Genomic DNA, 16,206 nt, shown 5'->3' on the forward strand with positions numbered 1-16,206 from the left:
TTGCGGCTAAGGTAAGGTCGATAACGTATTTGTAATGTCCGACGCCCGGAGTCGGGTATTGGCGCTTCGGAAGTGAGAATGAACGTTCATTCTCAAAAGTTCAAGCCAAAAATGTCAGGCGGACGCGACGTCACCTCCAGAACGAGGACGGGCTTGTCCCAGGGGCGCGGCGCGCCTCTAATGGTCGTGCTTGACCCCTGGGAGACCTGCCGTGATCCGCTTCATCGTCCGCGCGCTGATCGCCGCCCTCGGCCTGTGGCTGGCGTCCAGGATCGTCCCCGGAATCCGGGCGCCCGGCGGCTGGACCAGCCTGCTGGTCGCCGCGGTGCTGCTGGGCGTGGTCAACGCCGTCGTCCGGCCGGTGGTCGTGATGCTCACCCTGCCGGCCACGGTGGTGACCCTGGGCCTGTTCCTGCTGGTCGTGAACGCCGCGATGCTGGGCCTGGTCGGCTGGCTGCTGCGGGGCTTCGCCGTCGACGGCCTGTGGGCCGGGATCTTCGGCTCGGTGGTGGTCGGCGTGGTCAGCTGGCTGGGCCACCTGGTGGTCGGTGACGGTCGCGAGCGCAGCTGAGCCTCGCCTGTCATCCTCGGAACAAGTCCGAGGATGACGACCGTTAAGGATCACCCCATCGCCGCCGCCGCCAGGTCGCGCCAGCCGCGGGCTTCCTTGCGGAAGTGCGAATGGGTCTTGGCCAGCCGCTTGTCGATCTCGGCCAGGGCGTCGCGCGCCTCGTCCTTGCGGCCCGTCTGGGCCAGGAACACCGCGTAGCGGGCCATGCCCTCGAAGCCCGGCAGATGCGCCGCCGCCCAGCGCAGGGCGGTGTCGGCCTCGGCGTGGCGGCCCAGGGCGTGATAGGCGCGGCCCATGGCCAGGGCCACGTTCGGCGTGCGCGCGGCCGGCGACTGGGCGCTCAAGCCCTCCAGCAGCGGCAACGCCTCGGCGGCGCGATCCAGCTCGATCAGGGCGTTGGCCCGTCCCAGCAGCAGCTGCGGATCGTCGGCGTACATGCCCTGCAGGGCTTCGGCGTACAGGCGCTCGGCCTCGGCGTGCCTGCCCAGGCCCGCCGCGGCCGAGGCCAGGCGGGCGCGGTTGGCCACGGTCGGCGCGTCGTCGACGGCCTGGGTCGCCGCGCGGTATTCGCGCTGCGGATCAAGGATGTCGCGCGCCGCCTGGCCGACCTGGCGCGCCTTGGCCCCGCCGAAGAACTCCGGCGCCACGACCGCCAGCAGATAGACCAGCCCGCCGACATAGGGGAACGCCAGGATGATCCACAGCCAGTACATCTGCTGATGCGTACGCACGACGTGGACGCACAGGATGATCGAGAAGATCAGGGACGGACCGATCAGGGGTAGCATAGGAGACTCCAAGCGCTACCTTGGGTCTTTGTCCCGGCGGCGCGCGAAGGTCAATCTTTGGCGCGTTCAGAGCGACTATTCGGCCTGGCGCGCCGCCTTCTTGGGATCGGCCTTGGGCGCGGGGGCCAGGCGCAGCACCTCGGCCTGATAGCGCTCGTCGTCGCCGGCCGCCGCGAAGGGCAGGGCGTCGGTCAGGGCGTCCAGCATCGGGTCCAGCCACTGGTGCTCGACCTTGTGGAAGTCGCCCAGCACATAGTGCATGACCGCGTCCTTGTGGCCCGGATGGCCCACGCCGATCCGGCCGCGGCGGAAGGCGTCGCCGATCTGGCTGGTGATCGAGCGCACGCCGTTGTTGCCCGCCGCCCCGCCGCCGGCCTTCATCCGGAAACGGCCGGGCGCCATGTCGATCTCGTCGTGGAAGACGATCACGTCGCTGGGCGCCAGCTTGAAGAACTTCATCGCCTCGCCCACGGCCCGGCCGCTCTCGTTGTAGAAGGTCTTCGGCTTGAGCAGCAGCAGTTTGACGGGGCCGTTCGGCGTCGAGACCTGGCCCTCGCAGGCCAGCCCCTGGAAGCGCGAGCGCCACGGCGCCGTGCCCCATTTGCGGGCCAGGGCGTCCACCGCCATGAACCCGACATTGTGCCGGTTCTTCTCGTATTTCGGCTCGGGATTGCCGAGGCCGGCGAGGATCAGCATGGACATCGGCTTGCTTCCACTTTGACGGCCAGCGTGTAGGGGCGTCCTCGTCCTTCGACAAGCTCAGGATGAGGACGACGGAAAGCCCGCATTCAAAACCTCATCCTGAGCTTGTCGAAGGACGAGGTTTCGTGGCACGGCCCACGCCGGAACGAAAAACGGGCGGGCCGCGAAGCCCGCCCGTTCTGAATATCGGATCGGAGACCCGACCCAAAAGCCCTTAGGCTTCGGCGGTCGTCGTGTCGCCTTCGTTCGATTGCGAAGCGGCCGAGGCCTTCAGGTTGGCGATCACGAAGTCGCGGTCCTGGGCCGGGCGCACGCCTTCCGGCAGCTTCACTTCCGAGATGCGGATGGTGTCGCCGATGTCGTGCGAGGCCAGGTCGATGACCAGCTCTTCGGGAATCTTGTCGGCCGGGCAGGCCAGCTCGACCACGTGGCGGATGACTTCCAGCGTGCCGCCCTTCTTCAGGCCGACCGAGATGTCGTGGTTCTTGAAGTGCACCGGCACTTCGATCTTGATCAGCTGGTGCTCGCCGACGCGGTACAGGTCGAAGTGCATCGGCTCGTCGGTGACGGGGTGGAACTGCACGGCCTTGGCGATGACCGACTGCTTCTCGTCGCCGTGTTGCAGGGTCACCAGGTGGCCCAGCAGCTTGCCGGTGTAGAGCGCCTTGCGGAATTCGTTGCCCTTCACGGCGATGTTCACCGGGGCCTTGTTGCCGCCGTACAGCACGCCGGGGACCTTGCCCTGGCGGCGGGTTTCGCGCGAGCCGCCGGTGCCGGCGCGGTCGCGGAGTTCGACGTTGAGAATGATCTCGGCCATGTCTTGTCTCTCTGGAGAGCCCCATGCTCTCGAAATGCGAAGCCGCCGCACAAGACTGGATTGCCTCGCCCGGTCGACGTTTTTGGGTCGCGCTCCATACACGCAGCGGCCGTCCGATGCAACGGGCCCCAAGATCGCGCCTTCTGCCCCTGCGGGCGAAGGCGGCCTCCGAAGGAGGTCGGATGAGGGCTCTCTCAAACGCCCAACGAAAAGGGGCCGCACGGCCCTGGCCGGTGCGACCCCTCATCCGTCAGCTTCGCTGACACCTTCTCCCGCAGCGGGAGAAGGAAGCAGCCTTAGCTCTTCTTCTTTGCCGACGCCGACGCCTTCTTCTTGGCGACGGGCTTCTTCTTGGTCACCACCGGCTCCGGCTTGGGCGGGGGCGGCGGCTCGTAGGGCAGGGCGGCGCCCGAAGCTTTGAGCACGCACATGCCGGTGTCGATCATGATGTGCTGGCCCAGGCAGAACACGTCCTCATAGTGCGGCTTGGCCACGGCCAGGCACTGGTAGAGGTTCAGCTTGGCCATGTTCAGGCACATGGCGCTGGCCGGCTCGGCCATCACGGCTTCGATCAGGGGCAACTTGTCGTCGCCGGCGTAGCCCAGGGCGGCCAGCGCGGCCACGGCCAGGCCGCGGATCACCAGCGGCTTGTAGGGCGGCGGGGCCGAACGGGGGCCGGAGACCGTAACGGCGGCGGCGGGATCGGCCGGCGGCGCGGGCACCAGCGGCACGCCGCCCATCGAGGCCTGCTGCAGGGCCGCCACGTCGGCGCTGTCGGCCAGGCCGGGGGTCGCCGACATGGTCTTGGCGTAGGCTAGGCGGCCGTCGCGGTCGAGGACCGGCAGGGTCGACCACTTCGCGCGCTGGACGTCATAGGCCGCCTGCTTCACGGCCTTGCCGGCGGTGTAGAGCTGCAGGCCGCTGGCGCCGAGCGTGTCGATGATCCGGCCGGCGGCCGTGTCGCTGCCCTTGAAGCCGACGGCGTAGGCGGGATCGGCGACGAGCTGGTTGATGATCGACTGGCGCTGAGCGGGATCGGTCGCGAACGCGCGCACCGAGGCCACGTAGGTCGGGTCCTGCAGGGCCAGGACGGCGGCATAGGCGGTGGCGCCCGACAGGAACTGCTTGGGCTCGTAGCCGACGCCGACCTTCAGCGACGCCTGGATCTGGTCGGGGTTCTCGAAGGTGGCGCCGATCGCGCCGGCCCGCTGCATGTAGCCGCGGAAGGCGCTGGCCTTCTCGACGATGCTGGACGACAGGGTGATCGGCGGCGGGGCGGGCGGGGCGGCGACCAGGGGCGGCGGAGGCGGGGGCGGCGTCTCGCAGCTGGCCAGCAAGGTGGCGGCGACCACGGCGATGGCCGTCAGCGCGGCGCGCGTACGCGTGGTGGAAAGCATCCCGAAAACATCCCCAATGACATAAGGCGCCCGCCTTATCACTGGCGCGCGGGCGATATTGTGACAGTCAGCCCGTTAACCATGTCTTGACAAGCTCAACCGTCAAGGTTGCGTTTCAGCCCAAAGAGACGGGTTCGCCGAGCGTCCTCAGTCGAACAGCTTGGAGACCGATTCCTCGTTGGCGATCCGGCGGATGGCCTCGCCGATCAGCGGCGCGCAGGACACGTAGCGGATCTTGGGGCACGCCTTGACCGTGTCCGAAGCCTCGATCGAGTCGGTGACCACCAGCTCGGTCAGCACCGAATTGGCCACCCGGTCGGCGGCGGCGCCCGACAGCACCCCGTGGGTGACATAGGCCGAGACCGACTTGGCGCCGTGGGCCATCAGGGCGGCGGCGGCGTTGCACAGGGTGCCGGCCGAATCGACGATGTCGTCGAACAGGATGCAGCGCCGGTCCTTCACGTCGCCGATGATGTTCATCACCTCGCTCTCGCCGGGGGCGGAGCGGCGCTTGTCGACGATGGCCAGGTCGGCGTCGTTCAGGCGCTTGGCCAGGGCGCGGGCCCGCACCACGCCGCCGACGTCCGGCGAGACGACCATCAGGTCGTCGCCCATCTTGTAGCGCTTGTGGATGTCGTCGGCGAGCAGGCGCGAGGGCAGCAGGTTGTCGGTCGGGATGTCGAAGAAGCCCTGGATCTGGCCGGCGTGGAGATCCATCGTCAGCACGCGGTCGGCGCCCGAGCGGGTGATCAGGTTAGCCACCAGCTTGGCCGAGATCGGGGTGCGGCCCCCGGTCTTGCGGTCCTGGCGGGCGTAGCCGAAGTAGGGCAGCACGGCCGTGATCCGCTTGCCCGACGCGCGCTTCAGGGCGTCGATGCAGATCAGCAGTTCCATCAGGTTGTCGTTGGCCGGGTAGCTGGTCGACTGGATGACAAAGACGTCCTCGCCCCGCACGTTCTCGTCGATGGTGACGAACACCTCCAGGTCGGCGAACCGGCGCACCTGGGCGCGGGTCAGCGGCATGTCGAGATATTCCGCGATGGCCTGGGCCAGGGTGCGGTTCGAGTTGCCGGACAGCAGCTTCATGGTTTTGTCTCGGGGAGGGGTGTCGCCGTTGCGGGGGCTTCTAGCAGTCCCGGGCGCGGGAACAACCCCGAGTCTCGCCAGATTCTGCTTATTCGACATACTCACGCTTCGAGGGCGATCGCCGACAGAAGTCGTCCGTAGTCGGACTCCCCGGCCAGGAAGGCCCTGCGGTTCGAAAAGAACAGGTCCGGCTCGGTGCGAGTGTCGCGGCCGATCCATTCGCTTTGTCCGACGCCGGCCGTGGCCAGACGGTCCAGAACGAAGGCCGGCAGGTCGAACAGGCGCTTGTCATCGGCGGCGCCGGGCGAAAAGAATCGGCCGGAGCCGGGGCTGTCGGCCTCGAAGCGCTGCAGGAACTCCAGCCCCACCTCGTAGGATTGCGGCCCGATGCAGGGGCCGACGGCGGCGACCATGCGCGAGGGCTCGGCGCCCAGGGCCGTCATCTGGTCGACCGCGGCCTGGACGACGCCGTCCAGGGCGCCGCGCCAGCCGGCGTGGGCGGCGGCGACCACCCTGGCGACCGGATCGGCGATCAGCACCGGCGCGCAGTCGGCGTGCAGGGCGCCGCAGACCACGCCCGGCGTCCGCGTCACCACCGCGTCGCCCTGCGGCCGCACGTCGCCCCACGAGCCGTCGGCGACGATGGCGATGGTCGAGTGGATCTGGAAGCAGGTGTTGAGGTCTTCGGGCGCGGCCCCGAACCAGGCCGCGGCTCGCGCACGGTTTTCGGCGACGTCGGCCGGATCGTCCTGGCTGCCGCGCCCGACGTTGAGGCTGGCGTAGACCCCGGTCGAGACCCCGCCCTGGCGGGTGAAGAACGCATGCCTGACCCCGGCGACGGCGGCCAGCAGGGGCGACTGGACGGTGGGCAGGTCGGTCATGGTCAAGGGCCCTCGAAGAGCGGAGGAGAAAGTCCGGGAGCGGACAGGCAGACCGCCTTGAACAGCTGTCCCATCTGGGCGGCGCCGGTCAGGCGATCAAGTTGCCGGGCCAGCTTGTCGGCTTGGTCAGGCCGCGCGGCGGCCAGGGCCTGGGCGCGCTGATCGATCCCCAGGCCCTGCAGGAACGCGCCCTGGGGCAGGATGGGTCCCGTCGTGGCGCCCGCCTCGGCGGCGGCGGCCAGCACGGCGGGAAAGTCGGCCCAGACGGTCAGGTCGGCCTGGCCGGGCTGGGCCAGCGGCGAGACCTTGGTGTGCGCCTTCAGCGCCTGCAGCGTGTCGCCCGGTCCCGGCGCGTCGCGGCCGTAGTCGATCAGCAGCGCCGCCCCGCCGTCGCGGGCGACGCGGTGGCCGATCTCGGAGCCGAGGGCGGCCTGGGCGGGGGATGATTCCACGACAACGCCGGGTTCCAGATCCTCCCCCTGTGGGGGAGGTGTCGCCAAAGGCGACGGTGGGGGGAGTTGGCCGACGTTGGTCTGCTCCCCCCACCGGCCCTTTCGGGCCGCCTCCCCCACAGGGGGAGGACCTAAGTGTTTCAGCCCGAACGCCAGGTTCCCGTGCTCATCCAGCCCGACCACCCGCTCGGCCCAGCCGTCCAGCGTCCGCACGAACTGGTGCGCAGGCAGGCAGTCCAGCACCTCGTTGGCCACCAGGAGCAGCGGCGCGCCGGCCGGCACGGCCTCCAGGCGGTCGGCCCAGCGCGGCGTCACGGGCGCGTTCGCCAGCTTGGCGGCCTGGACCCGACGCAGCGGCGGCGAGACCTCGACCAGCCACAGGTCGGCGGCGGCCAGGAACTCGGGCAGCAGCCGCGCGGCGCGCAGGATGTCGGAAATCAGCGTCCCGTCCCCCGGCCCGATCTCCACCAGCCGCACCGGCGCCGGCCGGCCCATAAGGGTCCAGGTTTCCAGGATCCACAGGCCGATCAGCTCGCCGAACATCTGGCTGACGGCCGGCGCGGTCAGGAAGTCGCCGTCCTCACCCAGCGCGGGGCGGGTGGCGTAATAGCCGTCGCGCGGATCGTGCAGGCAGCGGGTGACGTATTCGGCGACGCTGATCGGGCCGTCCTGGGCGATCTGGGCCCGCAGGCGGTCAAGCAGGCTCATGATCGTCCGCGGCGGCGGCGGGAACCGGCGCGCGCAGGGCCCGCCACAGCAGCGCCGCGCCGACCAGCAGCATCGGGATCGACAACATCATCCCCATGGTCAGGCCGAACGGGAAGGCGGGCATGCCGTGGTCGGGGTTGCGGACGTTCTCCAGCAGGGCGCGGAACAGGCCGTAACAGATCAGGAAGGTCGCCACGAGCGCGCCGCGGCGGCGCAGCCACTTCAGCCGGTAGACCGCGAAGTTCAGGATCAGGAACAGCAGGACGCCTTCCAGCGCGGCCTCGTACAATTGGCTGGGATGGCGCGGCAGCTCGCCGGCGGGACAGACGCCCCGGTTGGCCGCGCGGATGGTGTCGTTGCAGAACACCATGCCGAACGGGTGGTCGGTGACCCGGCCCCAGAGCTCGCCATTGATGAAGTTGGCGCAGCGGCCGAAGAACAGGCCGATGGGTGCCACCGGCGCGACCAGGTCGCCCAGTCGGAGAATGTCGATCTTCTGCTGGCGGGCGAACAGGGCGACCGCCGCGCAGACCCCCAGGAAGCCGCCGTGGAAGGACATGCCGCCCTCCCAGATCTTGAAGACCGCCAGCGGATCCTGCGCCAGGCTGGCCCGCTGGCCGTCGTTGACCAGCATGTAGAACAGGATGTAGCCGATCCGGCCGCCCAGGATGATGCCCAGGGTGATCCACAGCACCAGGTCGTCGATCTGCAGCGAGGTAGCGGTGGGCCTTTGGCCGCCCCACAGCCCCGCGTTCCGAACGAGCCGAACCGCGTACTGCCAGCCCAGCAGGATGCCGGCGACATAGGCCAGGGCGTACCAGCGCAGGGCCAGCGGCCCCCACTGCAGGGCCCAGGGGCCGATATGGATGATGGGGTCGATGTCGGGGAAGATCACGCCGCGAGCGCTCCGGACGGACAGAGGGTCGCACCTCTACCGCGTTCGCTCTTCGCTTTCATCCTTCCTTTCCCATATAAGACGCGCGACGAACCGCGCCGCGCCCCCCGCCGGGCTTTGGGAATCCGATGCACAGTCAAAACCCCTTCCTCGACGAATTCGCCAAGCTGACCCAGGCCGCCATGGGCATCGCCCAGACCGCCGGCGAGGAAGCCAAGACCGCCATGCGGGCCCAGGCCGATCGCCTGGCCGCCGAGTTCGACCTGATCCGGCGCGACGATTTCGAAGCCTTGAAGGCCGAGGTGGCGGCGCTTCGCGAGGAAGTCGCGGCGCTGAAGGCCAAGAAAACCCCGGCCAGGAAGGCCAATCCTGGTAGCGATAACGCGGCCGAATAGGCGAGTTTCGTTCCCGTTCGACGTGAAGGCGGTTGTGACGCCGCCCGCGAAGCAGATTAGAGTCCTCGCAGTGGGTGATTTGGTCGGGTCCCACGACCCGTCTCTCCCCGGGGGTCAAAGGGTCTAATGGACACCCAACCGGAAGAAGACGACGTCCTGCTGGCGATGGATCCGCTGGAAGTGGTGGAGCATGTGCTGGCGGCGGAGAACCTGACGTTCGACCGCACCGAGGACGGCGACCTGGCCTTCGCCCTGACCGGCGACTGGAAGGACTACGAGCTGTGGTTCGCCTGGCGGCCCGAGGCCGACTGCCTGCAGCTGTGCCTGTCGTTGGACCTGCGCGCCAGCAAGACCAAGCGCCCCAGCGCCTACCAGCTGCTGTCGATGATCAACCAGCGCGTCTGGCTGGGCCATTTCGAGGTCTGGACCGAGGACGGCGAGGTGGTGTTCCGCCACGCCCTGGCCCTGCCGGCCGGCGAGCGCCCGACCATGGCCCAGGCAGCCTCGATGATCGACGCGGCGGTGGAAGCCGCCGACCGCTTCTACCCCGCCTTCGACTTCCTGCTGCACGGCGCCAAGACCCCGGACGAGGCCATGGCCGCCTGCATGTTCGAGACCGTCGGCCAGGCTTAGGATCGGGGACATGCCCTTGCGGCGTGTCCCCACCCGACGCGCCGATCTGGAATGGGGACACGCCGCAAGGGCATGTCCCCGGCTCGCTCCCTGGAGCATGACCTGCTAGGCAGGCCGCTTCCAGTTTAGCGGAGCCTTCTCATGACCACCCCCATCCTTCTCCTCGGCGCCGGGCGCATGGGCGGGGCCCTGATCGCGGGTTGGGCCAAGGCCGGGGCGTTCGCCGCCAGCGAGCTGATCATCCGCGACCCCAACGCTGACCCCGCCGCCTTCCCGGGCGCGACGGTCAACCCGCCGCTCGAAGCGCTGGCCTCCGCCAAGACCGTGCTGCTGGCCGTCAAGCCGCAGATCTGGCGCGAGGCCGTGGCCGATGTCTTCCCGCACCTGGCGCCCGACGCGGTGATCGTCTCGATCGCCGCCGGAGTGCGCGCGGCCGACATCTCTGAGGCGTTCGGGGGCCGGGCCGTGGCCCGGGTGATGCCGACCACCGCCGTCGCCATCGGCCTGGGCACGGCCAGCATCGTCGCCGACACGATCGAGGCCCGGGCCCGCGCCCATGCCCTACTGGACCCCGTCGCTACAACGGTCGACCTCGAGGATGAGGCGCTGATGCACGCCGCGACGGCGGTTTCCGGCTCTGCCCCGGCCTATCTCTACGCCTTCATCGAGGCGCTGGAGGCGGCGGGCGCGGACCAGGGCCTGGACCCGGCCGACTCGGCCAGGCTGGCGCGGGCCACCATCGTCGGGGCGGCGGCCCTGCTGGGCCAGGGCGGCGAGGAACCGGCCGAGCTGCGCCGGCAGGTCACCTCGCCCGGCGGCACCACCGCCGCGGCCCTGAATGTGCTGATGGGCGAGGGCGGTTTCGGCGACCTGCTGCCGCGCGCGTTGGAGGCGGCGGTGAACCGGTCGGTGGAGCTGGGGGCATAGCCGTCTTCTCCCCCTTGGAGAGGGTTCTTGTAAGCGCCCCGCTCACCCGCCATCTCAGCAGCCATGAGCACCGCTGAAGACATTCTCGACCGCGCCGCCGCCGCCGCGCTCGCCCTGGCCGCCGACCGGCCGTGGACGCAGGTCAGCCTGCGCGACATCGCCCTGAAGGCCGAAGTCCCGTTCGCCGAGCTCTACGCCCGGGCCGACGGCAAGGGCGCGGTGCTCAACCACCTGGCCGCCCGCTTCGACCGCGCGGCCCTGGCCACCGTGTCGGCGGACGACGCCAGCGCCCATGACCGGCTGTTCGACGCGGCCATGGCCCGGATCGAGGCGATGGAGCCGCATCGCGCCGCCCTGATCGCCATCAGCCGGTCCGAAAGTCCGGTGGTCTCGGCCCTGCGCTTTCCCAGGACCGCCCGGGCCGTTCTGGAGGCCGCCGGTCTCGACGCCACCCCGGCCCGACTGGCCGCCATGTCGGCGGTCTGGGGCCGCACCCTGCAGGTCTGGCGCGACGACGAAGGCGCCCTGAACCGCACCATGGCCGAGCTGGACAAGCGCCTGAAGCAGATGGCCGCGGGCCTGGAGAAGGTCGGGGCGGGCTTCTAGGGGCCGCTTGTCGCCATCGGACGGGTCAGCAAAAAGCCCGCCGGGATCGCTCCCGGCGGGCTTGCTGTTTCAGGCTTGAGTCTCGATCAGCCCTTGGTGGCGTTGGTCGGCAGCTTGCAGCCGCCGCCCACGCCCTTGGCCTGCAGGCACGAGAGCAGTTCGGCCGGCTTGGGCGCGGTCTGGTTCAGCGGATAGGCCATCACCCAGCCCGGCAGCCCGTCCGAGCAGGCGACTTCGACGAAGCCCTGGGTGGCGGTCTGGCCGATGATGCGCGAACCGGAGACGGTGCAGCTGCCCTTGCCCAGGCCCTTCAGGTCGGCCGTCAGGCGCGGATAGACCGCGTCCGGCTTGGTGAAGCTGCAGCGATAGCCGTTCATTTCCGAGGTCACGCAGTCGTAGACGGTGTTGCCGGTCCCGGTGAAGATGCCGATGCCGCCGTCCGGACGGTTGGAGCACTTCAGCTCGACGATCTCCTTGCGGGGGTCGTTGCTGGGCAGCATGCCGTACTTCTCGACCTTGCAGTCGAAGCCGGCCTTGGTGGCCAGCTTGCTGTAGAGGCCGGCCTGTTCGGTCTGGGCCGCCACGGCGTCGCTCAGGGTGCAGCCGCCGCCGACGAAGCCGGCCTGGGCGCAGTCGATGGCCTTGACCAGCGCGCCGCCGGCCGCGGCCTGCTGCAGCACGTAGCCCTTGCCGTCCTGGCAGGCGACTTCGAAGTAGTTGTCCGTCTTGGTGCTGAGGATGTAGCGCTTGTCCTTGATCGCGCAGCTCTTGCCCGCCGCGGCGTTCAGCTGGTCGACGACGGCCAGCTGGGTGGCCTTGTCGGTCAGCTTGCAGCTGACATTGCCGCCTTCCTCGTACAGCAGGCAGCTGTTGACCGTGACGTCCTGGTCGACATTGATCGGGGCCGAGGTCTGGACGATGTAGCCGGCGCCGCCCTTACAGGCGACTTCGAAATAGGCGTTCTTGGCGCCGGCGCCGATGGCGCGGGCGTTCTGGATGTCGCAGGGCGTGTTGGCCTTGGCCAGGTACGGCACCAGGCCGGTCTTGGGATCGGCGTTGGCGGGCAGCAGGCAGGCCAGGGCGCTGGGCTTGCCGTCGGCGCCGGGCTGGGCGGTCTCCAGGCAGCTGTAGGCCTGGGGCGCGGCGTCCTTCTTGGCCAGCAGCGCGAAGCCCAGGCCCTGCTGGCAGGCGACTTCGTAATAGTCGGTGCTGGTCTTCTTGTCGTTGCCGATCAGGCGGGCGTCCGTGACGGTGCACGAAATGCCGGCGGCCTTGGCGACGTCCGGCGCGGCCTTCATGCCGGCCTCGCGGGCCTTGGCGTCGACGGCGGCCGGCTTTTCCTTGTCCTTCGCCGCCGAGATCACGGTGGCGGGAACGAGCGCGGCGAGCGCGAGGGCGGCCGTCAAGCCGATCGCGATGGGCCTCATGGGGTACGTCTCCTGGGGTAAATTCCTCGCGGCGGACTTAAGGCCCGCTTGCATCGAGGGTCAAGATGTCGTCCGACGGGGGCGCAATCATGACGATGGCCGCGACCGGAGGACGCAAATGCGGGACGGGATCGAGGAAGATGCGCCCGAACCGGCCGAAAAAACGCACAGGCCGAGGCTGGTCTATCCGTTTGAGACCGCGCCGGAAACCGGATCGGGCCAAGCGGTCGAGGTAGCACCCGGCGTCCTGTGGCTGCGCCAGCCGCTGGGCGGCTCGCTGGGCTTCATCAATGTCTGGGCGATCGCCGACGGCGAGGGCTGGGCGGTGGTCGACACCGGCTTTCAGACCAAGGAGACCTCGCAGGCCTGGCGCGCGGCCTTCGCCGGGGCCCTGGACGGGCGGCCGATCACCCGGGTGATCGTCACCCATCTGCATCCGGACCATGTGGGCTTGGCCGGCTGGATCGCACGCAAGTTTGACGTCCGCCTGTGGATGACCCGGCTGGAGTACTTCCAGTGCCGGATGCTGGTGGCCGACACCGGTCGCGAGGCGCCCGAGGACGGGGTGCGGTTCTTCCGCGCCGCGGGCTGGGACGAGGAGGCGATCGAGAACTACAAGGCCCGGTTCGGCGGCTTCGGCAAGATGATCTACCAACTGCCTGACAGCTACCGCCGGATGACCGACGGGGAGGTGTTCCGCATCGGCGACCACGACTGGCGGGTGGTGACTGGCCAGGGCCACTCGCCCGACCACGCCTGCCTGTGGTGCGAGGCGCTGGGCGTCTTGATCTCCGGCGACCAGGTGTTGCCCAGGATCTCGTCCAACGTCTCGGTGTTCCCGACCGAGCCGGACGCCGATCCGCTGAGCGACTGGCTGACCTCGCTGGCCAAGGTGAGGGCGACCGTGCCGGACACGGTGCTGGTGTTGCCGGCCCACAACGATCCGTTCCGCGGGCTGCACGCCCGGATCGACGGCCTGATCTCGGGCCACGAGCGGGGGCTGGGGCGGTTGGCCGGAAAGCTGGCCGAGCCCAAGCGGGCGGTCGACGTGTTCGGCGCGCTGTTCGCCCGGCCGATCGGTCCCGATCTGCTGGGCATGGCCACGGGCGAGGCCCTGGCTCACCTCAACTGCCTGATCGGGCGCGGCCTGGCGACGCGCGAGGCGGACGCCGACGGGGTGAACTGGTACCGCGCGGCGGGCTAGGGTCCGAGATTGGGGACAGGCGCATGCGCCTGTCCCCAGCCGTGATCAAGCCGACAGCCGCTTTTCGTACTCGGCCTTGAGCTTGCTCCAGCCGTCCCAGAACGACGCCGTCTGCGGCTTGCCGCTGATCCTGGTGACCAGCACGTCGAGGTGGGCGTGCCAGCCGGCGCTGACGTTCAGCAGCTGGGCTTGGTCGGGCAGGCGGCGGTGGATGACCGTCAGCAGCACCTTGTCGCCGGCCGGCTCCAGCTCGAACGAAACCTCGCCCTGGTTCCAGGTGAAGGCCAGCTTTCGGTTGGGCTCCAGCGCCAGGATCCGGCTTTCCAGGCGATGCTCGGCCCCGAAGCCGTCGGGCCGCGCGCCGGGCGGGTCGCTCAGTTCGTCGTTGCGCCAGACCAGTTCGAACGGCGTGCCGGATTTCATCTCCATCTGGCCGGCCGCCAGCCATTGGCGACGCAGCTCGCTCTGGGTGAGATAGGCCCAGACGCGGTCGACGGGACCGGGCAGCAGGCGCTGGATCTTCAGGGTCAGGGGCTCGATCAGTTCGCCATAGGCGGAAAGGGTCGCAAGGTCGCTCATTGGTCGTCTCCTTGTTTCGGGGGCGGGGCGTTGCGGGCGTCCTCCTCGCGAAGGAGCCGGTCGAGCACGTCCAGACGGCCGGTCCAGAAGTGCTCGTAGAAGTTCAGCCACTCGTGGGCCGTGGCCAGCGGGCCGGGGTCGAGGCGGCACAGGTGCGTGCGGCCGCGGACCTCGCGCTGGATCAGGCCGGCGCTTTCCAGGGCCTTGATGTGCTTGGAGGCGGCGGCCAGCGAGATCGAGAACGGTTCGGCCAGCTGGCCGACCGTCCGTTCGCCGTTCACCAGTTCGCGCAGCATCCGGCGGCGGGTGGCGTCGCCGAGGGCGTGGAAGACGCTGTCCAATTGGGGGGTAAGTAATTCAACCATGTGGTTGAATGTGTAGCGCGGCCCATCGAGAGTCAACCAACTGGTTGAATGTTTTCGTCGAATGGTCGAAACATTCGTTTGATATTTCGCGCGCGAACTATAACCATGGCGCCATGACCACGCCTCCCGACCGCCGCCTGGTGTTCCTGCTCAATGTCGCCCACCGGCGGGTGCAGCGCTATGTCGAGGCCAAGATGGCGGCCAAGGGTGGGCTGACCGCCGCCCAGTCCGGGGCCCTGTTCGTGCTGGGGCAGAAGGACGGGGCCCTGATCGGCGAGGCCGCCGAGGCCCTGGACCTGGCGCCCTCGGCCATGACGGGCCTCGTCGACCGCATGGTCCGCGCCGAGCTGGTCGAGCGCCGGCCCGACCCCAAGGACGGCCGCGCCCTGCGCCTCTATCTCACCGACAAGGGGCGCGAGGCCCGCGAGGACGCCAAGGCCGGCGTCGAAGGCCTCAACGCCCACCTGACCGCCGGCTTCACGGACGACGAGATCGCCGTCGTGTCGCGCTGGCTGAGCAGCCTGCAAACCAAGTTCCCCAAAGGAGACCCCGCATGACCGACCACGTTAAGGTCGAAATCGACGCCGGCGTGATGACCCTCACCCTGGCGCGGCCGGACAAGAAGAACGCCCTTTCCAACGCCATGTACGGCGTTCTGGCCGACAGCCTGGAGCAGGCCGAGAGCGACCCGACCGTGCGGGTGGTGGTGTTCCAGGCCGACGGCGACAGCTTCAGCGCCGGCAACGACCTGCAGGACTTCGCGGCCCAGGCCACCGGCGCCTTCACCGGCGAGCGCCACGTGATGCGGTTCCTGAAGAACCTGGCGAAGGCGACCCGGCCGCTGGTCGCCGCCGTTCAGGGCCAGGCCGTGGGCGTGGGCACGACCATGCTGCTGCATTGCGACCTGGTGTTCACCAGTCCCGACGCCAGGCTGACCACGCCCTTCGTCAACTTGGCCCTGGTGCCCGAGGCCGCCTCCAGCTGGCTGCTGCCGGCCCGCATCGGCCACGCCCGGGCCTACGCCATGTTCGCCCTGGGCGAGGCGGTCAGCGGCGAGACGGCCGCGGCCTGGGGGATCGCCAACGCTTGCGTGCCGCTGGACGAGCTGCGCGCCAAGGCCCGTGCCGCCGCCGACCAACTGGCCAAGCGTCCGCTGGGCGCCCTGACGACGACCAAGTCGCTGATGCGCGACGCTGAGGCGATCTCGGCGCTGATGGACAAGGAAGGCGAGCTGTTCGGCCAGCGTCTGCAGACCGCCGAGGCCCGCGAAGCCTTCATGGCCTTCGCCGAGCGTCGCGCGCCCGACTTCAGCAAGGTCGGCTGAGGTGGCGCTGGCCCTGATCCTGGCGGCGGCCCTGTTCGCCCTCGCCGGGATCCACCTCTATTGGGGGTTCGGCGGCCGCTGGCCCGGCCATGACGAGGCCTCGATGGTCGAGCATGTGGTGGGCCGTACGCGGGGCATGCGCGCTCCAGGTTTCCTGGCTTCCGCCGCGGTCGCGGCGGCGCTGGCGGCCGGCGGCGTCCTGGCCCTGTCCAGCTTGACGCAGACCCGCTGGGACGGGGCGTTGGGCGCGGCGCGCTGGGCCTTGTTCGCCATCTTCGCAGGGCGGGGCCTGGCGTCCTATGTCCCGCCCGTCTTCCGCTACGCCGAGGGCACGCCGTTCGCGACGCTCAATCGTCGGGCCTACGGGCCCCTGTGCCTGGCGATCGCCTTGGGGATCCTGGTCTTGCAGCTGTAGCGTCCGTCACCGTCAAAAAGACCGCAGGGAAGAA

General features: G+C 69.5%; 20 protein-coding genes and 1 pseudogene. 9 read left to right on the forward strand and 12 right to left on the reverse strand.

What is annotated here, in order from left to right; genetic code table 11:
• The first annotated feature begins 211 nt into the window (after positions 1 to 211).
• Complete coding sequence (locus ASD47_RS15745; protein WP_056758515.1) at positions 212 to 571, forward strand: phage holin family protein; 360 nt, start codon at positions 212 to 214, stop codon at positions 569 to 571.
• Positions 572 to 621: 50 nt separating this feature from the next.
• Here ASD47_RS15745 and ASD47_RS15750 read toward each other — a convergent pair whose 3' ends face one another.
• The 9 genes and pseudogenes from ASD47_RS15750 to lgt form a co-directional block, all read right to left on the reverse strand.
• Positions 622 to 1,359, reverse strand: coding sequence for a hypothetical protein (locus ASD47_RS15750; RefSeq protein ID WP_162251656.1), 738 nt, complete (start codon positions 1,357 to 1,359; stop codon positions 622 to 624).
• Positions 1,360 to 1,434: 75 nt separating this feature from the next.
• Positions 1,435 to 2,055, reverse strand: coding sequence for an aminoacyl-tRNA hydrolase (gene pth / locus ASD47_RS15755; RefSeq protein ID WP_056759054.1), 621 nt, complete (start codon positions 2,053 to 2,055; stop codon positions 1,435 to 1,437).
• Between the two features lie 41 nt (positions 2,056 to 2,096).
• Positions 2,097 to 2,193 (reverse strand): annotated as a pseudogene (locus tag ASD47_RS28250) (hypothetical protein); the annotation flags it as partial.
• Between the two features lie 82 nt (positions 2,194 to 2,275).
• Positions 2,276 to 2,878 carry a 50S ribosomal protein L25/general stress protein Ctc gene (locus tag ASD47_RS15760; RefSeq protein WP_056758520.1) on the reverse strand — a complete coding sequence of 201 codons (603 nt, stop codon included), beginning with the start codon at positions 2,876 to 2,878 and terminating at the stop codon, positions 2,276 to 2,278.
• Positions 2,879 to 3,174: 296 nt separating this feature from the next.
• Positions 3,175 to 4,275 carry a hypothetical protein gene (locus ASD47_RS15765; protein ID WP_056758525.1) on the reverse strand — a complete coding sequence of 367 codons (1,101 nt, stop codon included), beginning with the start codon at positions 4,273 to 4,275 and terminating at the stop codon, positions 3,175 to 3,177.
• Positions 4,276 to 4,422: 147 nt separating this feature from the next.
• Positions 4,423 to 5,361 carry a ribose-phosphate pyrophosphokinase gene (locus ASD47_RS15770; protein ID WP_056758528.1) on the reverse strand — a complete coding sequence of 313 codons (939 nt, stop codon included), beginning with the start codon at positions 5,359 to 5,361 and terminating at the stop codon, positions 4,423 to 4,425.
• A gap of 101 nt (positions 5,362 to 5,462) precedes the next feature.
• The gene (gene pgeF, locus ASD47_RS15775; RefSeq protein ID WP_056758530.1) at positions 5,463 to 6,242 is read right to left on the reverse strand and encodes a peptidoglycan editing factor PgeF; all 780 of its coding nucleotides are present in this window, start codon (positions 6,240 to 6,242) and stop codon (positions 5,463 to 5,465) included.
• A gap of 2 nt (positions 6,243 to 6,244) precedes the next feature.
• Positions 6,245 to 7,402, reverse strand: coding sequence for a class I SAM-dependent methyltransferase (locus ASD47_RS15780; RefSeq protein ID WP_056758533.1), 1,158 nt, complete (start codon positions 7,400 to 7,402; stop codon positions 6,245 to 6,247).
• Positions 7,389 to 8,297 (reverse strand): prolipoprotein diacylglyceryl transferase, encoded by a 909-nt coding sequence (lgt, locus tag ASD47_RS15785; RefSeq protein ID WP_056758536.1) that lies wholly within the window; start codon positions 8,295 to 8,297, stop codon positions 7,389 to 7,391. Before lgt ends, ASD47_RS15780 begins: the two co-directional genes overlap by 14 nt.
• Before the next feature lie 128 nt (positions 8,298 to 8,425).
• Here lgt and ASD47_RS15790 point away from each other — a divergent pair, with 128 nt between their 5' ends.
• The 4 genes from ASD47_RS15790 to ASD47_RS15805 all read left to right on the forward strand — a co-directional run bounded on the left by ASD47_RS15790 (position 8,426) and on the right by ASD47_RS15805 (position 10,858).
• Entirely contained in the window at positions 8,426 to 8,692 is a 267-nt protein-coding gene (locus ASD47_RS15790) for an accessory factor UbiK family protein (protein WP_035071741.1), read from the forward strand.
• A gap of 126 nt (positions 8,693 to 8,818) precedes the next feature.
• Positions 8,819 to 9,325: a YbjN domain-containing protein gene (locus ASD47_RS15795; protein ID WP_056758539.1), complete on the forward strand. Its 507-nt coding sequence runs from the start codon at positions 8,819 to 8,821 to the stop codon at positions 9,323 to 9,325.
• Positions 9,326 to 9,466: 141 nt separating this feature from the next.
• Entirely contained in the window at positions 9,467 to 10,252 is a 786-nt protein-coding gene (gene proC / locus ASD47_RS15800; RefSeq protein ID WP_056758542.1) for a pyrroline-5-carboxylate reductase, read from the forward strand.
• Positions 10,253 to 10,315: 63 nt separating this feature from the next.
• A complete protein-coding gene (locus ASD47_RS15805; RefSeq protein WP_056758545.1) occupies positions 10,316 to 10,858 on the forward strand; it encodes a hypothetical protein in 543 nt (180 codons plus the stop codon).
• Positions 10,859 to 10,944: 86 nt separating this feature from the next.
• On the opposite strand, the gene ASD47_RS15810 is transcribed toward ASD47_RS15805, so the two are convergent.
• Entirely contained in the window at positions 10,945 to 12,285 is a 1,341-nt protein-coding gene (locus ASD47_RS15810) for a hypothetical protein (RefSeq protein WP_056758548.1), read from the reverse strand.
• Positions 12,286 to 12,403: 118 nt separating this feature from the next.
• Here ASD47_RS15810 and ASD47_RS15815 point away from each other — a divergent pair, with 118 nt between their 5' ends.
• Positions 12,404 to 13,489 carry an MBL fold metallo-hydrolase gene (locus tag ASD47_RS15815; RefSeq protein ID WP_056758550.1) on the forward strand — a complete coding sequence of 362 codons (1,086 nt, stop codon included), beginning with the start codon at positions 12,404 to 12,406 and terminating at the stop codon, positions 13,487 to 13,489.
• A 45-nt stretch (positions 13,490 to 13,534) separates the two neighbouring features.
• Here the strand turns inward: ASD47_RS15815 and ASD47_RS15820 are convergent, their stop codons facing one another.
• Both ASD47_RS15820 and ASD47_RS15825 read right to left on the reverse strand, forming a co-directional pair.
• On the reverse strand, positions 13,535 to 14,068 hold the full coding sequence (locus ASD47_RS15820) for an SRPBCC family protein (protein WP_056758553.1): 534 nt from the start codon (positions 14,066 to 14,068) through the stop codon (positions 13,535 to 13,537).
• Complete coding sequence (locus tag ASD47_RS15825) at positions 14,065 to 14,433, reverse strand: helix-turn-helix transcriptional regulator (protein ID WP_056758557.1); 369 nt, start codon at positions 14,431 to 14,433, stop codon at positions 14,065 to 14,067. Before ASD47_RS15825 ends, ASD47_RS15820 begins: the two co-directional genes overlap by 4 nt.
• 113 nt (positions 14,434 to 14,546) lie before the next feature.
• On the opposite strand from ASD47_RS15825, the gene ASD47_RS15830 reads away from it, so the two are divergent.
• Genes ASD47_RS15830 through ASD47_RS15840 form a run of 3 tightly spaced genes read left to right on the forward strand, consistent with a single transcriptional unit; the run spans position 14,547 to position 16,172 of the window.
• Positions 14,547 to 14,990, forward strand: coding sequence for a MarR family winged helix-turn-helix transcriptional regulator (locus ASD47_RS15830; protein ID WP_056759056.1), 444 nt, complete (start codon positions 14,547 to 14,549; stop codon positions 14,988 to 14,990).
• Positions 14,987 to 15,757: an enoyl-CoA hydratase gene (locus tag ASD47_RS15835; RefSeq protein WP_056758561.1), complete on the forward strand. Its 771-nt coding sequence runs from the start codon at positions 14,987 to 14,989 to the stop codon at positions 15,755 to 15,757. The genes ASD47_RS15830 and ASD47_RS15835 overlap by 4 nt, the downstream gene beginning before the upstream one ends.
• A gap of 1 nt (position 15,758) precedes the next feature.
• Positions 15,759 to 16,172 carry a DUF3995 domain-containing protein gene (locus ASD47_RS15840; RefSeq protein ID WP_056758563.1) on the forward strand — a complete coding sequence of 138 codons (414 nt, stop codon included), beginning with the start codon at positions 15,759 to 15,761 and terminating at the stop codon, positions 16,170 to 16,172.
• Positions 16,173 to 16,206: the final 34 nt, after the last annotated feature.

The sequence above is a fragment of the Caulobacter sp. Root1472 genome, from assembly GCF_001426985.1.
Taxonomy (GTDB): Bacteria; Pseudomonadota; Alphaproteobacteria; order Caulobacterales; family Caulobacteraceae; genus Caulobacter; species Caulobacter rhizosphaerae.